We start from the raw sequence: 25,098 nt of genomic DNA on the forward strand, positions 1-25,098 counted from the left end.
CCAATGGACAGGCGATGGCTGAGAGATAGACAACGCGGCGGGCAAAACTGCCCACCGGTGCCTCAGGAAATTTCACGCCGGAACGGCGGCAACGCATTGAGGATGGCCTTGCCGTAGCGCTGGGTGACCAGTCGCCGATCCAGCAAGGTGATGATGCCGCGGTCCTCTTCGGTGCGCAGCAGGCGGCCGCAGGCCTGGACCAGCTTGAGCGAGGCGTCCGGCACGGCGATCTCCATGAACGGGTTGCCGCCCCGGGCCTCGATCCACTCCGACAGCGCGGCCTCGACCGGATCGTCCGGCACCGAGAACGGGATCTTGGCGATCACCACGTGCTCGCAGTAGGCCCCCGGCAAGTCCACGCCCTCGGCGAAGCTGGCGAGGCCGAACAGCACGCTGGAATCGCCGCCGTCGACCCGCGCCTTGTGCTTGTTCAGGGTTTCCTGCTTCGACAGGTTGCCCTGGATGAACACCTGCTTGCGCCAGTCGCGGTCAAGGCCGTCGAACACGTCCTGCATCTGCTTGCGCGAGGAGAACAGCACCAGGCTGCCCCGCGAGCCTTCGACCAGATCCGGCAGGTCGCGGATAATCGCGGCGGTATGGCCGGCGGCGTCCCGCGGATCGGCGTTGAGGTCCGGCACCCGCAGCACGCCGGCGTCGGAATGGTGGAACGGGCTCGGCACCACGGCGGTGACGGCTTTCTTCGGCAGGCCGGCGCGCATGCGGAAACGGTCGAACGTGCCGAGCGCCGTCAGGGTCGCCGAGGTCACCAGGCAGCCGTGCGCCACGTTCCACAGGCTGCGGCGCAGGGTCTCCGCCGCCAGGATCGGGCTGGCGTTGACCTCGATGTCGAACAGCGAACCGCTTTCGGCCAGGGTCAGCCAGCGCGCCATGGGCGGGTTGTCTTCCGGATCCTCGGCGGTGAACGCGGTCCACAGCTCCCAGTTGCCGGAGGCCCGGGACAGCAGGCTGCCGAACAGCGGATACCACTCTTCGGCCTGGGTGCTGGCGATGCCGATGTTGACCTCGCCGTCCATGCCTTCCTTGAGCAGGTCGGTCAGGCGGGTGAACAGGTCGTTGAGCCGGGCGAAGCCCTTCTTCAGCTCGATGCCCATTTCGCGCATGTGCTCGGGGATCACCCCGCCGACGAAGCGGTGGCGCGGCCGCTCGCGGCCTTCGGTGTCTTCGCCTGGACGGAAGTCGGCGATCTGCTCGCAGGCGCTGAACATGAACTGCTGCTGGGCCTTGATCTCCCGCGCCAGCTCCGGCACCTGTTCGATCAGCTTGCCGAGGTCGCCGGGCAACGGATGCTGGGCCAGCAGTTTGGTGAGGTTCTTGGCGGTGGTCTCCAGCCAGTCGGCGGTGGAGCGCAGGCGCGTGTAATGGGCGAAATGGCCGATGGCCTTGTCGGGCAGGTGATGGCCTTCGTCGAACACGTAGATCGTGTCGCGCGGATCCGGCAGCACCGCGCCGCCGCCCAGCGCGAGGTCGGCCAGCACCATGTCGTGGTTGGTGACGATCACATCGACCTTGCCCATGCCTTCGCGGGCCTTGTAGAAGGCGCACTGGCCGAAGTTGGGGCAATGGCGGTTGGTGCACTGGCTGTGGTCGGTGGTCAGGCGCGCCCAGTCGGCGTCCTCCAGGGCGTTGGGCCAGCTGTCGCGGTCGCCGTCCCACTTATTGCCGGCGAGCTTCTCGATCATGCTGGTGAACAGCTTCTGGCTGGCCTCGTCGACCTCGATCTTGAAGCCTTCCTCTTCGAACAGCTGCGCGGTGGCGGTCTGCGCGTGGCCTTCCTGCAGCAGCATGTCGAGCTTGGACAGGCACAGGTAGCGGCCGCGGCCCTTGGCCAGGGCGAAGCTGAAGTTCAGCCCGCTGTTGCGCATCAGGTCGGGCAGGTCCTTGTAGACGATCTGCTCCTGCAGGGCCACGGTGGCGGTGGCGATCACCAGCCGCTTGCCGGCGGCCTTGGCGGTGGGGATCGCCGCCAGGCTGTAGGCCACCGTCTTGCCCGTACCGGTGCCGGCCTCCACCGCGACGATCGCGGGGTCGCCGCTGCGCTTGCCTTCGTCGTCGGTGTCGATGTCGCCGAGGACCTTGGTGACTTCAGCGATCATCAGGCGCTGGCCGTAGCGCGGCTTGAGGCTCTTGGCCTCGAGGAAACGCGAGTAGGCGCCCTGGATCGTGGTTTTGAGTTCGGTGCTGATCATGGGGTGTCGGGCGCAAAAAGCGCTGGATAAATTTTCAGTGGTTCGGATCGGCCGCTATCATACCCCGCTAATCAGTCCCGCGCAGAACGGAGTGCCCCAATGACACCTTTTAGCCTCGTTTACCCCGTGCATGTGCTCGCCGCCCTGGTCTGGGTCGGCGGCATGTTCTTCGCCTGGATGGTGCTGCGCCCCGCCGCGGTCAAGGCCCTGGACGGCCCCGGCCGGCTGACCCTGTGGGTGGAAGTGTTTCAAGGTTTTTTCCGCTGGGTGTGGGGTGCGGTGATCCTGCTGCCCGTCACTGGCGTGGGCATGCTGCACCTTCAGCAGATCGGCTTCGACAACGCGCCGCGGTACGTGCAGGTGATGATGGGGCTGTTCGTGGTCATGACGGCGCTGTTCATCCGGATTCAGGCCTTGATGCTGCCGGAGCTGCGCACGGCGGTGGAGGCGAAGGACTGGCCGGCGGGCGCGGCGGTGTTGGGACGGATCCGTCGGCTGGTGGGGATCAACCTGCTGGTCGGGATTGCGCTGGTGGCGGTGGCGGCGGCGCGGCCGACGTTCTGAGCCGCACGCGACACCGCTCAGGCCAGGGAGCCGGCTCCCTGGCCTGAGCGCAATGGCTTACAGATGCTGCACGGTCAAGGAGCCAGCCGCGCCCACAGGCCCCGGCTGGCCGTCGGCGCCCGGACGGCCGCTCTTGCCGCCGTCGGCGCGGTACACCAGGCAGCCCTTGGACTTGCCGCCCGCCCCTGGCTTGCCGCCAGGCCCCGCCGGGCCGCCCGCGCCGCCGGCCACATCGACCTTGATCAACTGCGCCGGGAAGTCCCGCGGCACTTCAAGACGCACCAGGCCGCCCGGCGCGCCCGGCTGGCCGTCGCTGCCGTTGCTGCCGTCGAAACCGCGTCCGGCCTGACCCCAGGTGCAGCCCGGATCCTGGCCGTTGGCGCCGTCCAGCCCGACGAACCCGGGCGCACCGGTGCCGCCGCGGGCATCGACCGACAGCTGCGGCGCGTTCAGCGCCTTGAACTGCAGGTTCAGGTTGCGCCCGGCGCGGGCCGCTTTTTCGTAAGTGCCCGGCGCCCCGCGCGCGGTGATCCGGCTGCCTTCGGCCAGGTCCGCACGGCTGACCTTCATGTCCAGCGCCTGTTCGCCCGGCACGATGGCGATCCGCGCTTCGTGGCCCAGGCGCAATTCCTTGACGGTCAGTTCGGTGACGTTGGACGGCACCAGCAAGGTGCCGTAGTCGGCGACCTCCAGCCGTTCCAGCTGCAGTGTGCTGGCGGTGTTGGGCAGGCGCATCAGGGAGTTGGTCTCGACGCTGACCACCTGGGCGCAGGCCAGTGGACTGATGAATGCAGCGAGCAGGCAGAGTTTACGCATGGGAAGCCTCCGGGGCGGCCGGGGCCGGGATGGTTTGCAGGTGGAAAACGCCGAACAGCAGGATGCGGCCACGGTCGCGCCAAGGGTGCGGACGCCCCTTGAGGCTGCGGTTGCACAGCAGCGCCTCCAGGACGTGGATCAGCAGCCAGAGACCGCCGGCCAGGTTGACCAGCAGGTGCAGCGGACGGACAAACGGCACCAACTGATTGGCCAGCACCACGCAAACGAACAGCAGGGTCAACAACCGCCCCAGCCCCCATAACAGCTTCATACGCTCCCCCGTGTCGGAATTATTCTTTGGGCGCACAGTAACGGCTTCGGTGATGGATTAGCCAGAGGGGAAAATGAAAAAAACCTGTCACCCGCCGGACGGCCGACGGCACGCCGTGATTCGGCGGCCGACAGCTCTAGCCTGCGGACTACAGACAATTCCTAACGATTGATGTGCAGTTCCACGCGACGGTTCTGCGCACGGCCCTCGTCGGTGTTGTTGTCCGCCACCGGTTCGCGCTCGCCGCGTCCTTCGCTGGTGAGCTTGCCGGGCTCCAGCCCCTGGCTCAGCAGGTACGCCGCCACGCTGCTGGCGCGCCGCTCCGACAGGGCCTGGTTGTAGGCGTCGGTGCCTTTGCTGTCGGTGTGGCCGATGACCTTGATGCTTACCACGTCGGCGTTGCGCAGCTTGTCCATCAACGAATCCAGTTGGCTTTTCGCAGCCGGGGTCAGGTCGGACTTGTCGAAATCGAACAGCACGTTGCCGGCATCGCTCAGGGTGATGACTTCGGTCTGTGGGGCCGGGGCCGGTTTCTCGGTGGCCGGGTACTGCGGCAGCGGGCAGCCGCGGTGGTCGACCGGTGTGTTGGCCGGTGTGTCGGGGCAACGGTCGCGGCGGTCGAACACGCCGTCGCCGTCTTCATCGCCGTCCTGGGTGTAACAGATCAGTCCGCCGGTGAGGATCCCCAACGCCGCGCCGCCGCCCGCCCAACCGCCGTTTTCGAGCGCGCCGAGACCGCCGCCGACCAGCCCGCCGATGAGGCTGCAGATCGGCCACGTGCGTTGATTGAGGGGAGCGGTGCCATCGCTGTGGGTGGCGCAACCGGTCAGCAGGCTGCCCAGCAGCAGAACCGGCAAGACGGACCTTGTGAGAACACTCATCGTGAAAGCTCCTGTGTCACCGGCCCATACCGGTTACACAGGAGTAAAGACCCGCATCCGCGACTGCACAAGCCGCGGATGCGAGGGGGCTCAACGCACGATTTTGATTTCCGTGCGACGGTTCAGCGCGCGGCCGTCCGCAGTCTTGTTGTCCGCCACCGGTTGGCTTTCACCGGCACCGGTCACCGACACGAAGCTTGCGCGAGGCACGCCTTGCTGGATCAGGTACTCGACCACCGAGTGCGCACGGCGGTCCGACAGTTTCTTGTTGTAGGCATCGCTGCCCACGCTGTCGGTGTGACCGGTCACGGTCAGCTGCGCGGTGGAGGATTCCTGTTTCAGGCGCGAGGCGACCTTGTCCAGGACCTGTTTATCGGATGGCGTCAGCGTGGCCTTGTCGAACTGGAAGTGCACATCGCGGATCACGATGGTTTCTTCCTTGACCACGACCGCTTCTTCCACCACTGGCGCAGGTGCCGGTGGAGGGCAGCCGTCGGCGTCGACCTTCACGCCGCGAGGCGTGTGGGGGCACTTGTCGCGGCTGTCCGGCACACCGTCGCCGTCCTCGTCGCCGTCACCGTGCACCCAGCAGTAGGCCGCTGCCGTACCACCGACCAACAGCGCGCCGTAACCGGCCCAGGACGAACTTTCCGTCGCCCCGAGACCTGCGCCGACGACACCGCCGACTGCCGCACAGGTCGGCCAGTCGGTTTTCTGCAAACCTGCACAACCAGTCAACACACTGGTTAGCAGAACCAAGGGCAATGCTGTCCGAACTATGCTCATCTAGTTTTCTCCTGAGGGATCGGCTTGCAACCGATTCAGGGAGTAAAGACCGGAGTTTTAATCTCCGCCAGCAATAGGTGATGGCTGTTTGCGCGCCTGTTCACGGGACTTCGCCGCACTTGCCGCAAACCCGCGAAACAGGGCGCTAGGCTCCGGCGCCCCGGCACGCTAGTCTTGACGGCCTGACCGAGGATTTTCCATGACCGTCGCCCTTTCCCCCCGTACGCCGCAGCAGGCGCTGGCCGCCCTGCTCGACCGCTACGCGCCGGCCCGCCTGCTGCTGATCGGCGCCAGCGAGTTCCCGGCCCTGGCCGCCTTCAAAGAGGCCCACCCGGACACCCGCGTCGCCCACGCCGCTCCCGGCGCCTTGCCCGATGAGCTCGCCGCGCAGCGGTTCGACCTGGCGCTGGTGGTCGATTGCCTGGAGCACCTGCCCAAGCGCGACGGCCTGAACCTGCTGGGCGGCATCCGCAACCTCAACGCCAGCCGCATCGCCGTGCTGGCGGACCTTGCGGCCAGCGGCTGGCAGGAGACGGACTTCTACTCCCTGGCCCTGCAGGCCAGCGAGCGCTTTGCCCGCGACGAGCAGGTGCTGACCCTGTTCACCTACGATCTGCTTGACTACAAGCAAGTCCCCGACTGGCTCAACTCGAAGTTCTGGGCCAACCCGGAAAACTTCGGCAAATATTGGTGGTGACGCAATGAGTACAGCCATTTGCCCCTGCGGCAGCGGCAACCTGCTGGAAGCCTGCTGCGGCCATTATCACGCCGGTCATCCGGCCCCCTGCGCCGAAGCCCTGATGCGCTCGCGCTACAGCGCCTATGTGCTGGGCCTGGTCGACTACCTGGTGGCGACCACCCTGCCTGCCCAGCAAGCGGGGCTGGATCGCCAGTCGATCAGCGACTGGAGCGCCCAGAGCACCTGGCTCGGCCTTGAGGTGGAAAGCTCGGAAGTGCTCGGCGGCCAGCCGGAGCACGCCTTCGTCACCTTCACCGCCCGCTGGCACGACAGCCAGGGCGAACACAGCCACCGCGAACGCTCGTCGTTCGTGCAGAACGCCGGCCGCTGGTACTTCATCGACCCGACCGTGGCGATGAAGACCGGCCGCAACGACGCGTGCCCCTGCGCCAGCGGGCAGAAGTTCAAGAAGTGCTGCGCGGGGTATTTCGGCGCGTGAGGTGAGCGGCGTCTAGACTGGGCCGAAAAGGAGTGACTCCATGCCCGGTCGATGGCGCAACCTGCAATTCCTCAGCCTGCTGCTGTTTCTGGCCCTGGGCGGCTGCGCCTCGTGGTTCGCCGACGACTTGCCGGATCCGGCGGTGCATCTGGTGAAGGTGGAAGTGGTGCGGGCCAAGCTGCTGGAACAGAAGTTCATCCTGCACTTTCGCATCGACAACCCCAACGACAGCGACCTGACCGTGCGCGGCCTCGAATACCGCGTGCACCTGGCCGGCCTGCTGCTGACCGAGGGCGAGCACGAACACTGGATCACGGTGGGGCCCAAACGCAGCGCTTTCTATAAGGTGCCGGTGCGCACCAACCTGTGGCCCCAGGTGAAAGAGGTGGTGAAACTGCTGAAGAACCCGAACCAGCAGATCCCCTACCGGCTGCAGGGCGAGATGGAAACCGGTTTATTCATCGCGCACTACGTGCACCTGGAGCGCAATGGCGTGATAATCCCCGCCGAATTGATTCCGGAGTGACCCCGATGACCCAGCAACCTCATGTCCATGGCCCTGACTGCAACCACGATCATGACCATCACCACCACGACCATGGCCATGTCCACGGCCCGAACTGCGGCCACGCCCACCAGGAGCCGGTGCGCAACGCCCTGAAGGACGTCGGCCGCAACGACCCTTGCCCGTGCGGCAACGGCAAGAAATTCAAGAAGTGCCACGGCGCGTGACGCCTGGGGCGAAGACCGCCTTCGCCTGACCGACCGCCATCGCCAGCAGGCTGGCTCCCACCTTGTTCGGCAGTGACCGCAAACACTGCATTCAACCGAGATTCTGTGGGAGCCAGCCTGCTGGCGATGGCGTCAGACCGAGCGCCGCAGGACTGACAGAAGACTGCTGTTCCCAGATTGAATCCGCGTCGCGCACATTTCCTGTGGGAGCTGGCTTGCCAGCGATGACGTCAGCCCATTCACCGCCTCTGCCCTCAGACCGCCGCCAGAATCTCGCGGCTGCCGACCACCGTCGCATACTCGCCGTGCAGGTTCCCCAGCGACATCGCATGCACATCCTCGGCCGAACGCAAGGCACCGAAGAAATCGGCCTTGTCGAAGGTGAAGCACGCATCCTCCGCCACCCAGGCCTCGAACCCCAGATTGCCCGCCGTGCGCGCCGTGGCCTCCACGGAGTTGTGGGTCGCCACGCCGACGATGACCAGTTGCCCGATCCCCGCCCCGCGCAACATCGCTTCAAGCCCGGTCGCGCAGAACGCATCCGGCACCTGCTTCTGGACCAGCCGCTCGCCGTCCTGCGGCGCGAAGCGTTCCTGAAACTCCACCCCCGATTGCCCGGGCCAGAACACCGAGTCCGGTGAACGGGACAAGTGCTGGACATGGATCACCGGCCGGCCGCTGCGGCGCCACGTCCCCAGCAGGTCGAGGATCCGCGCCTCGGCCTGCGGATTGTTCCGTCGCCCCAGGCGCGGATGCAGGATGCCTTTCTGCTGGTCGATGATGATCAGGGCAGCGTTGGCCTGAAGCTCCATGGCGGTGTTTCCCTCGAAAGGTCAGTTGATCGACCACTTCAACATCTCCGTTCGCTGCAGAGCAAGCACCCCGTTCCGTCGCACGCAGCGCCCCGCCCCGGAAATAACTGTGTCACCCGCTTGCGCGGCCCCTTCCCGCTCACTAACGTAGCGCCTTTACTGACGCTACCCCCCGCAGGAGCCTTGCCATGGCCTCGCCAGCCCTCACACAATTTCTTCCCCGGTTCGGCGTTGCCGCAGCAGTGGCCGGCGTCTTGAGCCTGGCCGGTTGCCAGACCTGGAACGCTCAGGATTCGCTCCCGCCCGTCTCCGGCGTGCAACCGCTCAAGGGCCTGGCGCAGAACGTCTCGGTGCGGCGCAACGCCATGGGCATGCCGCTGATCGAGAGCAACAGCTTCCACGATGCGCTCTTCGCGTTGGGCTATGTCCATGCCGGCGACCGGATCAACCAAATGGTGACCCTGCGCCTGCTGGCCCAGGGCCGTCTGGCGGAGATGTCCGGCCCGGCCCTGCTCGATGCCGACCGCTACATGCGCGCGGTCAACCTGAAGAAAAGCGCCGACGAGCTGTACAAGGCCTCGTCGCCGCGGCTCAAGCGCTTCTTCGAAGTCTATGCGCGGGGCGTCAACGCTTACCTGTTCCGCTACGCCGACAAGCTGCCGGGGGACCTGGCCGCCAGCGGCTACAAGCCGGAGTACTGGAAGCCTGAGGATTCGGCGCTGATCTTCTGCCTGCTGAACTTCAGCCAGTCGGCCAACCTGCCGGAAGAGATCGCCTCGCTGGTGCTCGCACAGACCGTCACCACCGACAAGCTGGCCTGGCTGACCCCGTCGGCGCCAGACGAAAACCTACCGCTGGCCGAAGCCGACAAGCTGCAAGGCATCAAGCTCAACGGCCAGGTGCCGGGCCTGAGCGAACTGAGCAACGCCACCCAGCAACTGGCGGCGTTGAACCTGCTCGGCGCCGGGTCGTCGAGCAACTGGGCCATCGCCCCGCAACGCAGCCGCAGCGGCAAGAGCCTGCTGGCCAGCGACAGCCACGGCCCGCTCGCCGCTCCGTCGCTGTGGAGCTTCGTGCAGATCCGCGCTCCCAAATACCAGGCCGCCGGGGTGACCGTGGCCGGCCTGCCGATGGTGCTCGGCGGCTTCAACGGCAAAGTGGCCTGGAGCATCAGCAGCGTGCAGGGCGACAACCAGGATCTGTTCCTGGAGAGGATCCGCCGTCAGGGCAGCAGCCTGACCTACGAGGTCAACGGCAAATGGCAGCCGTTGGCGGTGCGCCAGGAAACCTATTTCGTCAAAGGCCAGCGGCCGATCCGCGAAGCGGTGTACGAAACCCGCCACGGTGCGCTGCTCAACAGTGCCCAGGCGGCGGCCCAGGGCTCGGGTTTCGGGCTTGCGCTGCAAGTGCCGAGCTTCACCGACGACAAGTCCCTCGATGCGCTGTTCGACCTGAGCCGCGCGCAGAACGCCGAGCGCGCCTCGGACGCCAGCCGGGAAATCCGCGCCATCGGGCTGAACCTGGTGTTCGCCGACGCCAGCGACATCGGCTGGCAGGTCACCGGCCGCTTCCCGAACCGCCGCGAGGGCGAAGGCCTGTTGCCGTCGCCGGGCTGGGAGGGCCGCTACGATTGGGACGGCTACGCCGACCCGATGCTGCACCCCTACGATCAGGCCCCGGCCCAGGGCTGGCTCGGCACCGCCAACCAGCGGGTCATCCCCCATGGCTACGGCATGCAGCTGTCCAACTCCTGGGCTGCGCCGGAGCGCGGCGAGCGCCTGGCCGAGCTGGCCGGCAGCGGCAAGCACGACAGCCGCAGCGTGATTGCCATGCAGTACGACCAGACCACCCTGTTCGCCGCCAAACTGAAGAAGATGTTCGAAGCGCCGGGCATGGCCCAGCCGCTCAAGCGGGCGATCGAAGCCCTGCCGGACGCCGACCGCGCCAAGGCCCGCGAAGCCTACACGCGCCTGATGGCGTTCGACGGCAAGCTCAACCCGACCTCCGCCGATGCGGCGATCTACGAGCTGTTCCTGCAGGAAAGCATGAAGCAGATCTTCCTCGACGAACTCGGGCCGCAGAGCAGCCCGGCGTGGAAAGCCTTCGTCGCCAACGGCGACCTGTCCTACGCCGCCCAGGCCGACCACTTGCTGGGCCGCGAGGACAGCCCGTTCTGGGACGATGTCCGCACCCCGCAGAAAGAAGACAAACCGGCGATCCTGGCCCGCAGCCTGGCCGCCGCCATCAGCGCCGGCGACAGCCAGCTGGGCGGCGACCGCAGAGCCTGGCAGTGGGGCAAGCTGCACCGCTACGAGTGGAAAAACGCCAACGGCCAGACGATCCGCGGCCCGCTCGCCGCCGGCGGCGACCACACCACGCTCAACCTGGCGGCCTTCGCCTGGGGCCAGGACGCCGCCGTCAGCCGCGCGCCGTCGATGCGCTTCATCGTCGACTTCGGCCAAAGCGAACCGCTGTCGGCCCAGAACGGCACCGGTCAGTCCGGCAACCCGGCCAGCCCGAACTACCTGAACGGGATCGAACCGTGGCTCAAGGGGCAGTACATCGGCCTGCCGATGCAGCCGCAGAACTTCGACCGGGTCTACGGCAAGACCCGCCTGACCCTCACCCCAGGCAAATGAACGCCGCCCGCCGCCGCATCCGCTCGGCGGCGGGCACGGCCCCTGTAGGCGCCAGCCTGCTGGCGATGGCGGACAGCCTGGTCCATCGAGGCCATCTGTGCCGCCGTCATCGCAAGCAAGCTTGCTCCCACAGGATTTGCAGTGATCACAAACTCTGCATCCACCCAAATTCCCTTGTAGGAGCCAGCCTGCTGGCGATGGCGGCCGGTCTGGTCCATCGAGGCCGGATGTGCCGCCGTCATCGCAAGCAAGCTTGCTCCCACAGGGTTCTGCCGTGACCACAGATTCTGCATTCACCCACGCTTCACTGTGGGAGCCAGCCTGCTGGCGATGGCGTCCCGCCAAGACGCCGCAGGGCCGCGCTGTCACGCCCGCAGCCTGTGCGCACCACGCTCCCGAAACGGCTTTTTCGGCGCCCGCAAAATCGATAGAACTTTCGGACCCGCGCTCACCTCATAGCTGACAGGCCCCTCTATCGAGGTAACGACATGGAGCTTGTCATCGCGCGTCCGGAAGGCTTGTACTGCCCTGCCGGGGATTTCTATATCGACCCGTGGCGGCCGGTCGAACGCTCGGTGATCACCCATGCCCACGGCGACCATGCCCGCACCGGCAACCGGCATTACCTGGCCAGCAGCGCCAGCGCCGCAGTCCTGCGCGCACGCCTGGGCCCGGACATCAACCTGCAGACCCTGCCCTACGGCCAGCGCCTGACCCACCACGGCGTCACCTTGAGCTTCCATCCCGCCGGCCATGTGCTGGGATCGGCGCAGATCCGGCTGGAATACGGCGGCGAAGTCTGGGTCGCCTCCGGCGACTACAAGATCGAGGCCGACGGCACCTGCGCCCCGTTCGAACCGGTGCGCTGCCACACCTTCATCACCGAATCGACCTTCGGCCTGCCGATCTACCGCTGGCAGCCGCAGGCCGAGGTGTTCGCCGACATCAACCGGTGGTGGCAGGCGAACACCTGCGCCGGCAAGGCCAGCGTGCTGCTGTGCTATGCGTTCGGCAAGGCGCAGCGGATTCTGCACGGCATCGACCCGTCGCTCGGGCCGATCCTCTGCCACGGCGCGGTCGAGCCGCTGAACCGGGTCTACCGCGAGGCCGGCGTTCATCTGCCGCCGACGCGCTACGCCGGTGACGTGCAGAAGAACGACCCGTTGCTGCGCCAGGCCCTGATCATCGCTCCGCCCCAGGCCGGCGGCAGTAGCTGGATGCGCCGTTTCGGCGACTACAGCGACGGCTTCGCCAGCGGCTGGATGCGCCTGCGGGGCCCCCGGCGGCGGCGCGGCGTGGACCGGGGCTTCGTGCTGTCGGACCACGCCGACTGGCCCGGCCTGCTCTGGGCCATCGGCCAGACCGGCGCCGAACGCGTGAAGGTCACCCACGGCGCGGTCGGCACACTGGTGCGGCACCTGCGCGAACAAGGGCTGGACGCCCAAGCCTTCAGCACGGAATACGGCGACGACGAAGACGACAGCCCGGCCATCGCCCAGGTGCAGCCATGAAAGACTTCGCCCGCCTGTATGCCGAGCTCGACACCAGCACCTCCAGCAATGCCAAGCTCGCCGCCATGCAAGCGTATTTCACCCGGGCGGCGCCGCAGGATGCGGCTTGGGCCGTGTATTTCCTCGCCGGCGGACGTCCCCGGCAGCTGGTGCCGGTGCGGACCCTGCGGGATCTGGCGGTGGAGCGGTCGGGGTTGGCGCCGTGGCTGTTCGAAGAGTGCTATCAGGCGGTCGGGGACCTGGCGGAAACCCTCTCGCTGGTGCTGCCGCAGAACCCGGACATCTCCGAGGAGGGCCTGGCCGAGTGGATCGAACGCAAGCTCTTGCCGCTGCGCGGCGAAACCCCGGAGTACCTGGCCCGGCAACTGCCGGCGCTGTGGGCACAGCTGGACCGGCCGGGCCTGATGCTGTGCATCAAGCTGATCACCGGCAGCTTCCGGGTCGGCGTCTCGAAGCTGCTGGTGACCCGTGCCCTGGCCGCCCTGGCCGGGCTCGACAGCAAACGCGTGGCGCAGCGGCTGGTGGGCTACACCGACCTCGCCAACCGGCCTGACGCGGCGCGCTACCTGCAACTGATCGCCCCCGAATCCAGCGAAGAGCACGCCCGGCGCGGCGGCCAGCCCTATCCGTTCTTCCTTGCCCATGCCCTGTCGCAGCCGCCGGAGCAGTTCGAGGCGCTGCTGGGCCCGCCCGCCGGTTGGCAGGTGGAATGGAAGTGGGACGGCATCCGCGCCCAGGCGGTGCGGCGCGACGGCCGGCTGTGGATCTGGTCGCGGGGTGAGGAACTGGTGACCGAACGCTTCCCGGAACTGGGCGGCCTGCTCCGCGGCTTGCCCGACGGCACTGTGATCGACGGCGAAATCGTGGTCTGGAAAGACACCCCGGGGTCGCCGTCGGTGCAGCCGTTCGCCCTGCTCCAGCAACGGATCGGCCGCAAGCGCCTGGACAAGAAAATCCTCGAGGACGCCCCGGTGGCGATGATCGCCTATGACCTGCTGGAGTGGCAGGGCGAGGATTGGCGCAATCGGCCGCAAAGCCAACGGCGCGAACAGCTGGAGCAGGTCATCGCAGGCTGCGCCGATCCGGTTCTGCGGCTCTCGCCGATCCTCACCGCCGACGACTGGGCAGGCCTGGCTCGCCAGCGCGAGGCGTCGCGGCGCCTGGGGGTGGAAGGCATGATGCTCAAGGCCCGCGATGCGCTGTACGGCGTGGGCCGCACCAAGGACATGGGTGTGTGGTGGAAATGGAAGGTCGATCCGTTCAGCGTCGATGCGGTGCTGATCTACGCCCAGCGCGGCCAGGGCCGGCGCGCGAGCCTCTACAGCGACTACACCTTCGCGGTGTGGGACGGCCCGTCCGGCGCCGGCCAGCGCTCGCTGGTGCCGTTCGCCAAGGCCTACTCGGGGCTGACCGACGAGGAAATGCGCCAGGTCGACATCATCGTGCGCAAGACCACCGTGGAGAAGTTCGGCCCGGTCAGCAGCGTCACGCCCAGCCTGGTGTTCGAACTGGGCTTCGAAGGCATCGCCCTCTCGCGCCGGCACAAAAGCGGCATCGCCGTGCGCTTCCCGCGCATGCTGCGCTGGCGCCAGGACAAGAGCGTGGACGAGGCCGACGACCTGGCCACCTTGCAGAACCTGCTGACCTGATCCCTCGCCACACCTGCATCACTCACCACGGCTGTCACAAAACGGTGCGGCGCATCGCACCTGCCCGATTCCGTGCACCGATCCCCCGCGCCGTCCCTTCCTACACCTTTTAAAACACTTGTTCGGGACTCTGGTTCGGAAATTGCTACTTTCTATAGGTCGTAAGCGTTCCAGTAACAATACTTCTGCGCCCACAAGCGCTCTTATTGGTTCTTAGGGATTGAATAATGAAAAAAGCATTGCTGACCCTTTCTGCACTGGCGTTGTGCATGGCTGCCGGTTCCACGCTGGCCAAGGAGTACAAGGAGCTGCGGTTTGGCGTTGACCCTTCCTACGCGCCGTTCGAGTCGAAAGCGGCCGACGGCAGCCTGGTGGGCTTCGACATCGACCTGGGCAACGCGATCTGCGCCGAGCTCAAGGTCAAGTGCAAGTGGGTCGAAAGCGACTTCGACGGCATGATCCCGGGCCTCAAGGCCAACAAGTTCGACGGCGTGATCTCGTCGATGACCGTGACCGAGGCCCGCGAGAAGGTCATCGACTTCTCCAACGAGCTGTTCTCCGGCCCGACCTCCTTCGTGTACAAGAAAGGCGCCGGCATCACCACCGACACCGCGTCGCTCAAGGGCAAGACCGTCGGCTACGAGCAAGGCACCATCCAGGAAGCCTACGCCAAGGCCGTGCTGGACAAGGCCGGCGTGAAGACCCAGGCCTACGCCAACCAGGACCAGGTGTACGCCGACCTGGTCTCCGGTCGCCTGGACGCCTCGATCCAGGACATGCTGCAGGCCGAGCTGGGTTTCCTGAAGTCGCCGCAGGGCGCCGACTATGAAGTGAGCAAGCCGGTGGACGACAAACTGCTGCCGTCCAAGACCGCTGTCGGTATTAAGAAAGGTAACACCGAGCTGAAAGCGCTTTTGGATAAAGGTATCAAAGCGTTACACGATGATGGCAAATACGCAGAGATTCAAAAGAAACACTTCGGTGATCTGAATCTGTACAGCGGCAAGTAATGCCACGGCGCCCATCCCGGATGGGCGCCTTTCTCATCCGTTCAGGTTGCTGATTCATGTTCGAAAACCTATTACAGAATCTGGGGCTTTCCGCCTTCAGCCTCAAGGGCTTCGGCCCGTTGCTGTGGGAAGGCACCTGGATGACCATCAAATTGTCGGCGCTGTCGCTGCTGGTGGCCGTGCTGCTCGGCCTGATCGGCGCCAGCGCCAAACTGTCGAAGGTCAAGCTGGTGCGCCTGCCCGCCCAGCTCTACACCACGCTGATCCGCGGGGTGCCGGACCTGGTGCTGATGCTGCTGATCTTCTACAGCCTGCAGACCTGGCTGACCTCCCTCACCGATTACATGGAATGGGAATACATCGAGATCGACCCGTTCAGCGCCGGCGTGCTGACCCTGGGCTTCATCTACGGCGCGTATTTCACCGAAACCTTCCGCGGCGCGATCCTCGCGGTGCCCCGGGGCCAGGTCGAAGCCGCCACCGCCTACGGCCTCAAGCGCGGCCAGCGTTTCCGCTTCGTGGTGTTCCCGCAAATGATGCGTTTCGCCCTGCCGGGCATCGGCAACAACTGGATGGTGATGCTCAAGGCCACCGCGCTGGTGTCCATCATCGGCCTGGCCGACCTGGTCAAGGCCGCCCAGGACGCCGGCAAGAGCACCTATCAGCTGTTCTACTTCCTGGTGCTGGCCGCCTTGATTTACCTGCTGATCACCAGCGCCTCCAACTTCATCCTGCGCAAGCTTGAACGCCGCTACGCCGCCGGGGCCCGGGAGGCCATCCGATGATCGAACTCCTGCAGGACTACTGGAAAGCCTTCCTTTATACCGACGGCAACAACATCACCGGGCTGGCCATGACCCTCTGGCTGCTCAGCGCCTCGATCTTCATCGGCTTCATCACCTCGATCCCGCTGTCCATCGCCCGGGTCTCGCCGCACTTCTACATCCGCTGGCCGGTGCAGTTCTACACCTACCTGTTCCGCGGCACGCCGCTCTACATCCAGCTGCTGATCTGCTACACCGGGATCTACAGCCTGGCCGCCGTGCGCGCCCAGCCGGTGCTCGACAGTTTCTTCCGCGATGCGATGAACTGCACGATCCTGGCCTTCGCCCTGAACACCTGCGCCTACACCACGGAGATCTTCGCCGGGGCGATCCGCAGCATGAACCACGGCGAAGTCGAAGCGGCCAAGGCCTACGGTCTGACCGGCTGGAAACTGTACGCCTACGTGATCATGCCGTCGGCCCTGCGCCGTTCGCTGCCGTACTACAGCAACGAAGTGATCCTGATGCTGCACTCGACCACCGTGGCCTTCACCGCGACCATCCCGGACATCCTGAAAGTCGCGCGGGACGCCAACTCGGCGACCTTCCTGACCTTCCAGTCGTTCGGCATCGCCGCCCTGATCTACCTGACCGTCACCTTTGCGCTGGTCGGCCTGTTCCGCCTCGCCGAACGCCGATGGCTGGCCTTCCTCGGGCCGACCCACTAGGACACCTTTGCAATGCGCCATCAGATACATGAGCTGCTGGCCCCGCTGCCGGGGACCGCGCGCCAGATCCACAGCTTCCACTTCGGCCCGCAGAAGGGCCAAGGCAAGATCTACATCCAGTCCTCGCTGCACGCCGACGAACTGCCCGGCATGCTGGTGGCCTGGCACCTCAAGCGACGGCTGACGGAGCTGGAGGCCGCCGACCGCCTGCGCAGCGAAATCGTGCTGGTGCCGGTGGCCAACCCGGTCGGCCTCGAACAGGTGCTGATGGACGTGCCGCTGGGCCGCTACGAGCTGGAGAGCGGGCAGAACTTCAACCGCTGGTTCGTCGACCTCAGCGAAGAGATCGGCAACGACATCGCCGAGCGGCTGGGCGACGATCCCCGGCGCAACCTCGAACTGATCCGCGCCAGCCTGCGTGCAGCCCTTGATCGCCAGACCCCCGCCACCCAGCTGCAATCCCAGCGCCTGACCCTGCAGCGGCTGGCCTGCGATGCGGACATGGTGCTGGACCTGCACTGCGACTTCGAGGCCGTCACCCACCTCTACACCACGCCCGAGGCCTGGCCGCAGGTCGAACCGCTGGCGCGCTCCATCGGCTCCCAGGCCAGCCTGCTGGCCACCGATTCCGGCGGCCAGTCGTTCGACGAATGCTTCACGCTGCTCTGGTGGCAGCTGCAAGAGCGCTTCGGCGAACGCTTCGACATTCCGCCCGGCAGCTTTTCGGTGACCGTCGAACTGCGCGGCCAGGGCGACGTCAGCCATCCGCTGGCCGAACAGGACAGCCAGGCGCTGATCGATTACCTGACCCACTTCGGCGCGATCGCCGGCGAACCGGCGCCGCTGCCGCCGCTGCCCTTCCCGGCCACGCCGCTGGCCGGGGTCGAGCCGGTCGCCACGCCGGTCGGCGGGCTGCTGGTGTTCACCGCCACGCCGGGCCAGTACCTGGAGGCCGGCCAACAGATCGCCGACATCATCGACCCGATCACCGACCGCGTGACCCCCGTCCACTGCACCGTCGCCGGCCTGCTGTACGCGCGCTCGCTGCGCCGCATGGCCACCGCCGGCATGGTCGTCGCCCATGTGGCCGGCGCCGAAGCCTACCGCAGCGGCTATCTGCTTTCGCCTTGAGGATGCCTGTTCCATGTACAAACTGACTGTTGAAGACCTGCACAAGAGCTACGGCGACCATCAGGTGCTCAAAGGCGTTTCGCTCAAGGCCAAGACCGGCGACGTGATCAGCCTGATCGGCGCCAGTGGCTCGGGCAAGAGCACCTTCCTGCGCTGCATCAACTTCCTCGAACAGCCCAACAGCGGCGCGATGAGCCTCGACGGCCAGCCGATCCGCATGGCCACCGACCGCCACGGCATGCACGTCGCCGACCCGGACGAACTGCAGCGCCTGCGCACCCGCCTTGCCATGGTGTTCCAGCACTTCAACCTGTGGAGCCACATGACCGTGCTGGAGAACATCACCATGGCCCCGCGCCGGGTGCTGGGCTGCGCCAAGGCCGAGGCCGAAGACCGCGCCCGCCGCTACCTGGACAAGGTCGGCCTGCCGGCGCGGGTGGCCGACCAGTACCCGGCGTTCCTTTCCGGCGGCCAGCAGCAACGGGTGGCCATCGCCCGGGCGCTGGCGATGGAGCCGGAGGTGATGCTGTTCGACGAGCCGACCTCGGCCCTCGACCCGGAACTGGTCGGCGAGGTGCTCAAGGTGATCCAGGGCCTGGCCGACGAGGGCCGCACCATGATCATGGTGACCCACGAAATGAGCTTCGCGCGCAAGGTGTCCAGCCAGGTGCTGTTCCTGCACCAAGGGTTGGTGGAGGAAGAAGGCGCGCCGGAGAACGTGCTGGGCAACCCCAGGAGCGAGCGGCTGAAGCAGTTCCTCAGCGGCAACCTCAAGTGAACCGTCCCTGAAAACGCAACGGCCGGTCAGCGGAAACCTTTTCGGCTTCCGTTGACCGGCCGTTCATTCGGGCGACGGTTCAAGCGACAGGCGCCGGCGGCGGTTCGTCCGGCAAGGTGGGCTCACCGGGTTCGGTCGGCTGTTCGTTGGGCGTATCGGGGTCGGGTTGACCGGGAATGCCCCCGGCCATGCCGACGGGCGGTTGCGCCAGCAACGACCAGGCCAATACCCCGACCTGATTGGGCTCGAGCCTTGCCAGTTCGGCGGTGATTCGCGGATCGATCTTCATGGGGGCCCTCCTCGGCGAAGGCCCGCTCTGCGCAAGGCAAAACGGGCGGTACACCCCATAGAGTGTCCACCCGCCGAAGAATTCCCGGCAAATGCCGGACGGGCGGATCAGGTGCGCGGCAGGGTCACGCCGCGCTGGCCCTGATACTTGCCGCCGCGATCCTTGTAGGAGACTTCGCATTGCTCGTCGGATTCCAGGAACAGCATTTGCGCCACGCCTTCGTTGGCGTAGATCTTCGCCGGCAGGTTGGTGGTGTTCGAGAATTCCAGGGTCACGTGGCCTTCCCACTCGGGTTCCAGCGGCGTGACGTTGACGATGATGCCGCAGCGGGCATAGGTGCTCTTGCCCAGGCAGATGGTCAGCACGTTGCGCGGAATGCGGAAGTACTCGACGGTGCTGGCCAGGGCGAAGGAGTTCGGCGGAATGATGCACACGTCGCTGTGAATGTCGACGAAGCTGCCGGCGTCGAAGTTCTTAGGATCGACGATGGCCGAATTGATGTTGGTGAACACCTTGAAATGATTGGTGCAACGCACGTCGTAGCCGTAGCTCGACACACCGTAGGAAATCACTCGGCTGTCGTCGCTGCCGCGCATCTGGCGCTCGACGAACGGTTCGATCATGCCGTGTTCCTGCGCCATGCGGCGAATCCACTTGTCCGATTTGATGCTCATGGCGGGTGTCCTGAATAGCGAGGTGGAAAAAATCTGTCCGGCATCTTACCGGGCGCGTCGCCGGGTTCAAAGTCCGGGGCGCGATTATCCCCCCATCGCCAGGTTTCACGGGGCCTGGCGACGAACCGTCACACCGCCGATCCCGAAAACGGAGAAACCTTCGCAAGAAGCATTGGCACGTTCATGAAAAAGGGTTAAGGTGGCGCCACTGTGCTGCTTGTGTCACTGAGAATCTCTCCACGATATGTTGAATTTCGATCCAACCGTCTACAAGAATTTTTCCTGCTCTTTGCACTCAGTCTCGGCCAGGGTTCTTCCTGAGTCGCAGTAATCTTTGTCCAAGGAGTTTCACCATGTCCAATCGCCAAACCGGTACCGTTAAGTGGTTCAACGATGAGAAAGGCTTCGGCTTCATCACCCCACAATCCGGTGACGATCTGTTCGTACACTTCAAAGCCATCCAGGCTGACGGTTTCAAAACCCTGAAAGAAGGCCAGCAGGTTTCTTTCATCGCTACCCGCGGTCAGAAAGGCATGCAAGCTGAAGAAGTACAAGTTATCTAACTTGTCGCTTTAGCAAAAAAGAGCCCCGCCCTCAAAGCGGGGCTTTTTTGTGGGCGCCTGCTTATGGCGCAGGCAAAAAAACGCAGCCCGACGGCTGCGTTTTTTGTGGGCGGCGTTACCAGGCCACACCGAACCCGGCGGTGTAGCGGGTCTTGTTCAGATCCGCATCGTTGGTGCCGCTGATGATGTCGCGCTCGGCCTTGACGTTCAGCGAGGCCCAGTCGGTGACCTTGTAGCGCAGGCCCATCTCCGCATCCAGGGCGTAGTTCGCGACATCGGACAACGGCTTGCCGACTTCGCCGTTGGTGAAGAACTCCACCTTCTTGCCGATCAGGTAGCGGTTGTAGTCCCACTTCACCGCCACCGAGTAGAAATTGTCCTTGCTGCCGTCGCGGTACTCATAGTCGGTGCGGTTGAACAGCGAGCCCAGGGAGAACGCCCCCAGCTCGTCGTCCCAGAACTGGTAGCCTGGACCGGTGCCGACCACCCGCTGGCGCGCCAGCTCTTCGATGTGGTCGCGCTTGTAGCTCAGGCGGCCTCGCCAGAACCACTGATCGGTGAGGAAGCGGTCGAGGGAGTACTCGGCGCGCCAGTTGTCGGTGGTGGTGACGTCATCCTGCAACTCGCGGTTGTATTCGCCTTCACCGGTGTGCCGCCAGCGGCCGTGGCGCGCAGAGGTCTTGAAGCCGATGTCGTAGTCGTCGGTGTCCTTTTCGGCCCGCTGGTAATCCAGGGCCAGGTCGACGTTGCCCTTCCACACCAGATCCTCGACCACAGGCTTGGGCTTGAGGATCTGCTGGATGCTCGCCAGTTCGACGGTCTTCGGCGCCTCGCCGTTGGCCAGGGTGACCTTGCCGTCGCCGGCGGCGCTCAGCGACTTGGCCTTCTCGCCGCTGTAGGCATCCTGCTTGACCAGCAGTTCCTGATCGCTCTCCAGGGTCTTGACCTGTTTCCAGTCGATCGTGACGGCACCGGCGTACGGGGTCTGGATCAACAGCTTGCCGCCGTCGAACAGCGTGATCTTGCCGCTCAGCTTGTCGCCGTTGTTCAACCAGACGGTATCGGCAAGCAGGGGGGTGGATGCGCTGAAGACAGCGAGGCACAGCAGGGTTCTGGACAACATAAGCGAATCGGGGGCTCGAGTTTGCGGGAAAAAAGGTCGGCATTATCCGTAGGAATAAGTCCCTGACAACGACTGACATGACTATTTCTGTTGAGTTCATTTCTCAATTGGCCCTGCACCGATTAGGCTTAAAGGCATCGAGGCGATTGTTTTGCACAACCGCGCAGGAACCGCAGACGTGACAGACCCGAACCCAACCGACGAAAGCCAGGCGCAAATCCGACGCACGGCGCTCTACTCGACCCTGGCCCAAGTGCCCGAAGGCAAGGTCGTCAGCTATGGTCAATTGGCCGAACTGGCCGGGTTGGGGCGCGCCGCCCGCTGGGTCGGCCGCACCCTGAGCCAACTGCCCGGCGACACCCGGCTGCCGTGGCACCGCGTGCTCGGCGCCGGCGGCCGCATCAGCCTCCCGGCCGGCAGCCCATCGGGGGACGAACAACGGGCGCGGTTGCGCATGGAAGGGGTCACCGTCCTGAACAATCGTGTGGATATTCGGCGCCATGGCTGGCGTCCGGTAGAGCACAGCGGTTAGAGTGCGCGCTTTGTTTTCGCAATCTTGAGGCAGACTTCAGCCCATGCCCCGTAAAACCTGGCGCGCCGCGCTCGCCGCCTATGCCAGTCCTTCGACGCTCGTGCTGTTGTTGCTGGGTTTCGCCGCCGGCCTGCCGTACATGCTGGTGTTTTCAACGCTGTCGGTCTGGCTGCGCGAAGCCGGCGTGGCCCGCGAAACCATCGGCTACGCGAGCCTGATCGGCCTGGCCTATGCGTTCAAGTGGGTCTGGTCGCCGCTGCTCGACCAATGGCGCCTGCCGCTGCTGGGCAAACTGGGGCGTCGCCGCTCCTGGCTGGTGCTGTCGCAGTCGCTGGTGATCCTCGGCCTGGTCGGCATGGGTTTCTGCGATCCGCAGAAGCACCTGTCCTGGCTGATCGCCATCGCCGTCCTCGTCGCGTTCGCCTCCGCCACCCAGGACATCGCCGTGGACGCCTATCGCCTGGAGATCGCGGACGACAACCGCCAGGCCGCGCTCGCCGCCAGCTACATGTCCGGCTACCGGGTCGCAGCCCTGCTGGCGACCGCCGGTGCACTGTTCTTCGCCGAAGGCTTCGGCTCCACCGGCTTCAACTACCAGCATTCAGCCTGGACCGGCACCTACGTCCTGTTCGGCGTCCTGATGGTGCCGGCGCTGCTGACCTCCCTGCTGATGCGCGAGCCGCCCGTGCCGCTGCGCACCCAACTGCAGGCCGGCCGCTACACGTTCATGCACCAGCTGATGTCGGTGTTCGTGCTGATCATCCTGCTGGTGTCCGTGCCGGCGATGTTCACCCAGCTCTACAACACCGACTTCGCCAGCGTGCTGTTCGAAGGCGTCAGCCTGCTCGACCTGCTGCTGGAGGACCGCGCGTTCCTGCGGGCGATCCTCTACACCACCCTCACCTGCCTGTGCCTGTCGGCCATGGGCCGCCGGGGCCTGGCGCCGGTGCTGACGCCGGTCAACGACTTCATCCTGCGCTACCGCTGGCAGGCCCTGCTGCTGCTTGGGCTGATCGCCACCTACCGGATGTCCGACACGGTGATGGGCGTGATGGCCAACGTGTTCTACATCGACCAGGGCTTCACCAAGGACCAGATCGCCAGCGTCAGCAAGATCTTCGGCCTGATCATGACCCTCGTCGGCGCCGGCATGGGCGGCCTGCTGATCGTGCGTTTCGGCATCCTGCCGATCCTGTTCATCGGCGGCGCGGCCTCGGCGGCCACCAACCTGCTGTTCCTGATGCTGGCCGACATGGGCCCGAACCTGAAGATGCTGGTGCTGACCATCTCCCTGGACAACTTCAGCTCCGGCCTGGCCACCTCGGCGTTCGTCGCGTACCTGTCGAGCCTGACCAACCTCAAGTTCTCCGCCACCCAGTACGCCCTGCTCAGCTCGATCATGCTCCTGCTGCCGCGGCTGATCGGCGGCTATTCCGGGGTGATGGTCGAGAAGTTCGGCTACCACAACTTCTTCCTGATCACCGCGATGCTCGGTGTGCCGACCCTGGTGCTGATCGCCCTGCACTGGTTCCAGGAAAGCCGCCGCGAAGGCCCGACGCCGACGCCCGAGCCCGTGCAGGCGCCGGTCGCGGAAGAGTCGTAGGGCATTTCGCCAAAGGCGGGACGAATCCCGCCGTTCTGCCCCGCCGCCGGCCGCACGCCTGTACGTCAGCAAATCTCGCCCGTACAATGCTCCGTCTATTTCCAGTCTCAGCAACCGACAACGGCCAATCATGCGCACCAGTCAATTTTTGCTCGCCACACAGAAAGAAACGCCTTCCGACGCGGTCGTGATCAGCCATCAGCTGATGCTGCGCGCCGGCATGATCCGCAAACTCGCTTCGGGCCTGTACACCTGGCTGCCGATGGGCCTGCGGGTAATGCGCAAGGTGGAAGCCATCGTCCGCGAAGAAATGGACGCCGCCGGCTCTCTGGAAGTGTTGATGCCGGGCACCCAGCCGGCCGAACTGTGGCAGGAGTCGGGACGCTGGGAAGAATACGGCCCTGAACTGCTGCGCATCAAAGACCGCCACGGCCGCGACTTCTGCGCAGGCCCGACCCACGAAGAGGTCATCACCGACCTGATGCGCAACGAGTTGAGCAGCTACAAGCAGCTGCCGATCAACCTGTACCAGATCCAGACCAAGTTCCGTGACGAGATCCGCCCACGCTTCGGCCTGATGCGCGGCCGCGAATTCATCATGAAGGACGCCTACTCGTTCCACGCCGACCTGGCCTCGCTGCAGGTCACCTACGACCGCATGCACCAGGCGTACTGCAACGTGTTCACCCGCCTGGGCCTGAAGTTCCGCCCTGTGGAGGCCGACAACGGTTCCATCGGCGGCGCCGGCTCCCATGAGTTCCACGTGCTGGCCGAGTCCGGCGAAGACGACATCGTCTTCAGCAACGGCTCCGACTACGCGGCCAACATCGAGAAGGCCGAAGCCGTGCCGCGCGAAACCTCGCGTCCTGCACCGACCGAAGAGCTGCGCCTGGTCGACACCCCGGACACCAAGACCATCGCGGCCCTGGTGGAAAAATTCGGCCTGCCGATCGAAAAGACCGTCAAGACCCTGATCGTGCACGCCGAAGAGAAAGGCAAGCTGATTGCCCTGATCATCCGCGGCGACCACGAACTCAACGAAATCAAGGCCGCCAACCAGCCTGGCGTGGCCAGCCCTCTGGTCATGGCCAGCGACGCGGAGCTGCGTGACGCCATCGGCGCCGGCGCCGGCTCCCTCGGCCCGCTGAACCTGCCGCTGCCGATCATCATCGACCGCTCGGTCGAACTGATGAGCGACTTCGGCGTCGGCGCCAACATCGACGACAAGCACTACTTCGGCCTGAACTGGGAACGCGACCTGCCGGTTCCGACCGTGGCCGACCTGCGCAACGTCGTGTCCGGCGATCCGAGCCCGGACGGCAAGGGCACCCTGGAGATCAAGCGCGGCATCGAAGTCGGGCACATCTTCCAGCTGGGCAACAAGTACAGCAAGGCGATGAAGTGCGAAGTGCTGGGCGAGAACGGCAAGCCGGTCACCCTGGAAATGGGTTGCTACGGCATCGGCGTGTCCCGCGTGGTGGCTGCGGCCATCGAGCAGAACAACGACGAGAACGGCATCATCTGGAGCGACGCCCTGGCACCGTTCCAGATCGCCCTGGTGCCGCTGCGCTACGAGACTGACCTGGTGCGCGAAGCCACCGACAAGCTGTACGCGGAACTGACCGCCGCCGGCTTCGAAGTGCTGCTGGACGACCGCGACAAGAAGACCAGCCCGGGCATCAAGTTCGCGGACATGGAACTGATCGGCATCCCTCACCGGATCGTGGTCAGCGACCGTGGCCTCGCCGACGGCAACCTGGAATACAAGAGCCGTTCCGAGGCCGAGGCGCAAGCGCTGCCGGTCGCTGACGCGCTGTCCTTCCTGCAGGCCCGCATCCGCCGCTGACACCAGATAGA

General features: G+C 65.5%; 26 protein-coding genes. 17 read left to right on the forward strand and 9 right to left on the reverse strand.

Features of this window, described 5'->3' with window-relative positions; genetic code table 11:
• Positions 1–62: 62 nt before the first annotated feature.
• On the reverse strand, positions 63–2,207 hold the full coding sequence (dinG, locus tag CAG33_RS05850) for an ATP-dependent DNA helicase DinG (protein WP_085637329.1): 2,145 nt from the start codon (positions 2,205–2,207) through the stop codon (positions 63–65).
• A gap of 99 nt (positions 2,208–2,306) precedes the next feature.
• Between dinG and CAG33_RS05855 the strand changes: the two genes are divergently transcribed.
• Positions 2,307–2,771: a CopD family protein gene (locus tag CAG33_RS05855; RefSeq protein WP_085637332.1), complete on the forward strand. Its 465-nt coding sequence runs from the start codon at positions 2,307–2,309 to the stop codon at positions 2,769–2,771.
• 57 nt (positions 2,772–2,828) lie between these two features.
• Here the strand turns inward: CAG33_RS05855 and CAG33_RS05860 are convergent, their stop codons facing one another.
• The 4 genes from CAG33_RS05860 to CAG33_RS05875 all read right to left on the reverse strand — a co-directional run bounded on the left by CAG33_RS05860 (position 2,829) and on the right by CAG33_RS05875 (position 5,525).
• A complete protein-coding gene (locus tag CAG33_RS05860) occupies positions 2,829–3,587 on the reverse strand; it encodes a collagen pro alpha-chain precursor (protein ID WP_085637336.1) in 759 nt (252 codons plus the stop codon).
• Entirely contained in the window at positions 3,580–3,858 is a 279-nt protein-coding gene (locus CAG33_RS05865) for a DUF1145 domain-containing protein (RefSeq protein ID WP_085581610.1), read from the reverse strand. The genes CAG33_RS05860 and CAG33_RS05865 overlap by 8 nt, the downstream gene beginning before the upstream one ends.
• A 161-nt stretch (positions 3,859–4,019) precedes the next feature.
• Positions 4,020–4,739 carry an OmpA family protein gene (locus tag CAG33_RS05870; RefSeq protein ID WP_085637339.1) on the reverse strand — a complete coding sequence of 240 codons (720 nt, stop codon included), beginning with the start codon at positions 4,737–4,739 and terminating at the stop codon, positions 4,020–4,022.
• 90 nt (positions 4,740–4,829) lie between these two features.
• Positions 4,830–5,525: an OmpA family protein gene (locus CAG33_RS05875; protein ID WP_085581606.1), complete on the reverse strand. Its 696-nt coding sequence runs from the start codon at positions 5,523–5,525 to the stop codon at positions 4,830–4,832.
• A 199-nt stretch (positions 5,526–5,724) separates the two neighbouring features.
• On the opposite strand from CAG33_RS05875, the gene CAG33_RS05880 reads away from it, so the two are divergent.
• The 4 genes from CAG33_RS05880 to CAG33_RS05895 are packed head-to-tail and all read left to right on the forward strand — an operon-like array spanning position 5,725 to position 7,435.
• Positions 5,725–6,222, forward strand: coding sequence for a DUF6231 family protein (locus tag CAG33_RS05880; RefSeq protein ID WP_085581604.1), 498 nt, complete (start codon positions 5,725–5,727; stop codon positions 6,220–6,222).
• Between the two features lie 4 nt (positions 6,223–6,226).
• Positions 6,227–6,703 (forward strand): YchJ family protein, encoded by a 477-nt coding sequence (locus CAG33_RS05885; RefSeq protein ID WP_085632142.1) that lies wholly within the window; start codon positions 6,227–6,229, stop codon positions 6,701–6,703.
• A 40-nt stretch (positions 6,704–6,743) separates the two neighbouring features.
• Complete coding sequence (locus tag CAG33_RS05890; RefSeq protein ID WP_085581600.1) at positions 6,744–7,229, forward strand: LEA type 2 family protein; 486 nt, start codon at positions 6,744–6,746, stop codon at positions 7,227–7,229.
• A gap of 5 nt (positions 7,230–7,234) precedes the next feature.
• A complete protein-coding gene (locus CAG33_RS05895) occupies positions 7,235–7,435 on the forward strand; it encodes an SEC-C metal-binding domain-containing protein (RefSeq protein ID WP_085581598.1) in 201 nt (66 codons plus the stop codon).
• Positions 7,436–7,689: 254 nt separating this feature from the next.
• On the opposite strand, the gene CAG33_RS05900 is transcribed toward CAG33_RS05895, so the two are convergent.
• Positions 7,690–8,247, reverse strand: a complete 558-nt coding sequence (locus CAG33_RS05900) for a cysteine hydrolase family protein (protein ID WP_085637342.1) — start codon at positions 8,245–8,247, stop codon at positions 7,690–7,692.
• Positions 8,248–8,435: 188 nt separating this feature from the next.
• On the opposite strand from CAG33_RS05900, the gene CAG33_RS05905 reads away from it, so the two are divergent.
• The 8 genes from CAG33_RS05905 to CAG33_RS05940 all read left to right on the forward strand — a co-directional run bounded on the left by CAG33_RS05905 (position 8,436) and on the right by CAG33_RS05940 (position 18,457).
• Positions 8,436–10,886, forward strand: a complete 2,451-nt coding sequence (locus CAG33_RS05905; RefSeq protein ID WP_085637345.1) for a penicillin acylase family protein — start codon at positions 8,436–8,438, stop codon at positions 10,884–10,886.
• 488 nt (positions 10,887–11,374) lie between these two features.
• Positions 11,375–12,397: a ligase-associated DNA damage response exonuclease gene (locus tag CAG33_RS05910; RefSeq protein WP_085581590.1), complete on the forward strand. Its 1,023-nt coding sequence runs from the start codon at positions 11,375–11,377 to the stop codon at positions 12,395–12,397.
• On the forward strand, positions 12,394–14,046 hold the full coding sequence (locus CAG33_RS05915) for an ATP-dependent DNA ligase (RefSeq protein WP_085637348.1): 1,653 nt from the start codon (positions 12,394–12,396) through the stop codon (positions 14,044–14,046). Before CAG33_RS05910 ends, CAG33_RS05915 begins: the two co-directional genes overlap by 4 nt.
• Before the next feature lie 227 nt (positions 14,047–14,273).
• A complete protein-coding gene (locus tag CAG33_RS05920; RefSeq protein WP_085581586.1) occupies positions 14,274–15,056 on the forward strand; it encodes a transporter substrate-binding domain-containing protein in 783 nt (260 codons plus the stop codon).
• A 56-nt stretch (positions 15,057–15,112) separates the two neighbouring features.
• Complete coding sequence (locus CAG33_RS05925; RefSeq protein WP_085581584.1) at positions 15,113–15,841, forward strand: ABC transporter permease; 729 nt, start codon at positions 15,113–15,115, stop codon at positions 15,839–15,841.
• Positions 15,838–16,548 (forward strand): ABC transporter permease, encoded by a 711-nt coding sequence (locus CAG33_RS05930; RefSeq protein ID WP_085581582.1) that lies wholly within the window; start codon positions 15,838–15,840, stop codon positions 16,546–16,548. The genes CAG33_RS05925 and CAG33_RS05930 overlap by 4 nt, the downstream gene beginning before the upstream one ends.
• A gap of 12 nt (positions 16,549–16,560) precedes the next feature.
• The gene (locus CAG33_RS05935) at positions 16,561–17,679 is read left to right on the forward strand and encodes a succinylglutamate desuccinylase/aspartoacylase family protein (protein WP_085581580.1); all 1,119 of its coding nucleotides are present in this window, start codon (positions 16,561–16,563) and stop codon (positions 17,677–17,679) included.
• 13 nt (positions 17,680–17,692) lie between these two features.
• Positions 17,693–18,457: an ABC transporter ATP-binding protein gene (locus tag CAG33_RS05940; RefSeq protein ID WP_085637351.1), complete on the forward strand. Its 765-nt coding sequence runs from the start codon at positions 17,693–17,695 to the stop codon at positions 18,455–18,457.
• A 79-nt stretch (positions 18,458–18,536) separates the two neighbouring features.
• Here the strand turns inward: CAG33_RS05940 and CAG33_RS05945 are convergent, their stop codons facing one another.
• Both CAG33_RS05945 and dcd read right to left on the reverse strand, forming a co-directional pair.
• Entirely contained in the window at positions 18,537–18,746 is a 210-nt protein-coding gene (locus CAG33_RS05945; protein WP_085581576.1) for a hypothetical protein, read from the reverse strand.
• A gap of 107 nt (positions 18,747–18,853) precedes the next feature.
• Positions 18,854–19,420: a dCTP deaminase gene (gene dcd, locus CAG33_RS05950; protein WP_085581574.1), complete on the reverse strand. Its 567-nt coding sequence runs from the start codon at positions 19,418–19,420 to the stop codon at positions 18,854–18,856.
• 353 nt (positions 19,421–19,773) lie between these two features.
• Between dcd and CAG33_RS05955 the strand changes: the two genes are divergently transcribed.
• Positions 19,774–19,983 carry a cold-shock protein gene (locus tag CAG33_RS05955; RefSeq protein ID WP_017902777.1) on the forward strand — a complete coding sequence of 70 codons (210 nt, stop codon included), beginning with the start codon at positions 19,774–19,776 and terminating at the stop codon, positions 19,981–19,983.
• A 115-nt stretch (positions 19,984–20,098) separates the two neighbouring features.
• On the opposite strand, the gene CAG33_RS05960 is transcribed toward CAG33_RS05955, so the two are convergent.
• The gene (locus CAG33_RS05960; protein WP_085637354.1) at positions 20,099–21,106 is read right to left on the reverse strand and encodes a DUF481 domain-containing protein; all 1,008 of its coding nucleotides are present in this window, start codon (positions 21,104–21,106) and stop codon (positions 20,099–20,101) included.
• Between the two features lie 178 nt (positions 21,107–21,284).
• Between CAG33_RS05960 and CAG33_RS05965 the strand changes: the two genes are divergently transcribed.
• The 3 genes from CAG33_RS05965 (at position 21,285) to CAG33_RS05975 (ending at position 25,087) form a co-directional block, all read left to right on the forward strand.
• The gene (locus CAG33_RS05965) at positions 21,285–21,638 is read left to right on the forward strand and encodes an MGMT family protein (RefSeq protein WP_085581570.1); all 354 of its coding nucleotides are present in this window, start codon (positions 21,285–21,287) and stop codon (positions 21,636–21,638) included.
• A gap of 43 nt (positions 21,639–21,681) precedes the next feature.
• Complete coding sequence (locus tag CAG33_RS05970) at positions 21,682–23,241, forward strand: AmpG family muropeptide MFS transporter (protein WP_085581568.1); 1,560 nt, start codon at positions 21,682–21,684, stop codon at positions 23,239–23,241.
• A 130-nt stretch (positions 23,242–23,371) separates the two neighbouring features.
• On the forward strand, positions 23,372–25,087 hold the full coding sequence (locus CAG33_RS05975) for a proline--tRNA ligase (RefSeq protein ID WP_085581566.1): 1,716 nt from the start codon (positions 23,372–23,374) through the stop codon (positions 25,085–25,087).
• Positions 25,088–25,098 lie beyond the last annotated feature (11 nt).

The sequence above is a fragment of the Pseudomonas sp. B3(2017) genome (assembly GCF_002113595.1).
GTDB lineage: Bacteria > Pseudomonadota > Gammaproteobacteria > Pseudomonadales > Pseudomonadaceae > Aquipseudomonas > Aquipseudomonas ekonensis.

Coding starts and splice junctions, on each gene's coding strand:
- CAG33_RS05920 (WP_085581586.1), top strand. CDS start 14,274: ATGAAAAAAGCATTGCTGACCCTTTCTGCACTGGCGTTGTGCATGGCT.
- CAG33_RS05925 (WP_085581584.1), top strand. CDS start 15,113: ATGTTCGAAAACCTATTACAGAATCTGGGGCTTTCCGCCTTCAGCCTC.
- CAG33_RS05905 (WP_085637345.1), top strand. CDS start 8,436: ATGGCCTCGCCAGCCCTCACACAATTTCTTCCCCGGTTCGGCGTTGCC.
- CAG33_RS05975 (WP_085581566.1), top strand. CDS start 23,372: ATGCGCACCAGTCAATTTTTGCTCGCCACACAGAAAGAAACGCCTTCC.
- CAG33_RS05940 (WP_085637351.1), top strand. CDS start 17,693: ATGTACAAACTGACTGTTGAAGACCTGCACAAGAGCTACGGCGACCAT.
- CAG33_RS05935 (WP_085581580.1), top strand. CDS start 16,561: ATGCGCCATCAGATACATGAGCTGCTGGCCCCGCTGCCGGGGACCGCG.
- CAG33_RS05930 (WP_085581582.1), top strand. CDS start 15,838: ATGATCGAACTCCTGCAGGACTACTGGAAAGCCTTCCTTTATACCGAC.
- CAG33_RS05900 (WP_085637342.1), bottom strand. CDS start 8,247: ATGGAGCTTCAGGCCAACGCTGCCCTGATCATCATCGACCAGCAGAAA.
- CAG33_RS05970 (WP_085581568.1), top strand. CDS start 21,682: ATGCCCCGTAAAACCTGGCGCGCCGCGCTCGCCGCCTATGCCAGTCCT.
- CAG33_RS05945 (WP_085581576.1), bottom strand. CDS start 18,746: ATGAAGATCGATCCGCGAATCACCGCCGAACTGGCAAGGCTCGAGCCC.
- dcd (WP_085581574.1), bottom strand. CDS start 19,420: ATGAGCATCAAATCGGACAAGTGGATTCGCCGCATGGCGCAGGAACAC.
- CAG33_RS05890 (WP_085581600.1), top strand. CDS start 6,744: ATGCCCGGTCGATGGCGCAACCTGCAATTCCTCAGCCTGCTGCTGTTT.
- CAG33_RS05915 (WP_085637348.1), top strand. CDS start 12,394: ATGAAAGACTTCGCCCGCCTGTATGCCGAGCTCGACACCAGCACCTCC.
- CAG33_RS05855 (WP_085637332.1), top strand. CDS start 2,307: ATGACACCTTTTAGCCTCGTTTACCCCGTGCATGTGCTCGCCGCCCTG.
- CAG33_RS05960 (WP_085637354.1), bottom strand. CDS start 21,106: ATGTTGTCCAGAACCCTGCTGTGCCTCGCTGTCTTCAGCGCATCCACC.
- CAG33_RS05910 (WP_085581590.1), top strand. CDS start 11,375: ATGGAGCTTGTCATCGCGCGTCCGGAAGGCTTGTACTGCCCTGCCGGG.
- CAG33_RS05895 (WP_085581598.1), top strand. CDS start 7,235: ATGACCCAGCAACCTCATGTCCATGGCCCTGACTGCAACCACGATCAT.
- dinG (WP_085637329.1), bottom strand. CDS start 2,207: ATGATCAGCACCGAACTCAAAACCACGATCCAGGGCGCCTACTCGCGT.
- CAG33_RS05865 (WP_085581610.1), bottom strand. CDS start 3,858: ATGAAGCTGTTATGGGGGCTGGGGCGGTTGTTGACCCTGCTGTTCGTT.
- CAG33_RS05860 (WP_085637336.1), bottom strand. CDS start 3,587: ATGCGTAAACTCTGCCTGCTCGCTGCATTCATCAGTCCACTGGCCTGC.
- CAG33_RS05955 (WP_017902777.1), top strand. CDS start 19,774: ATGTCCAATCGCCAAACCGGTACCGTTAAGTGGTTCAACGATGAGAAA.
- CAG33_RS05875 (WP_085581606.1), bottom strand. CDS start 5,525: ATGAGCATAGTTCGGACAGCATTGCCCTTGGTTCTGCTAACCAGTGTG.
- CAG33_RS05885 (WP_085632142.1), top strand. CDS start 6,227: ATGAGTACAGCCATTTGCCCCTGCGGCAGCGGCAACCTGCTGGAAGCC.
- CAG33_RS05870 (WP_085637339.1), bottom strand. CDS start 4,739: ATGAGTGTTCTCACAAGGTCCGTCTTGCCGGTTCTGCTGCTGGGCAGC.
- CAG33_RS05880 (WP_085581604.1), top strand. CDS start 5,725: ATGACCGTCGCCCTTTCCCCCCGTACGCCGCAGCAGGCGCTGGCCGCC.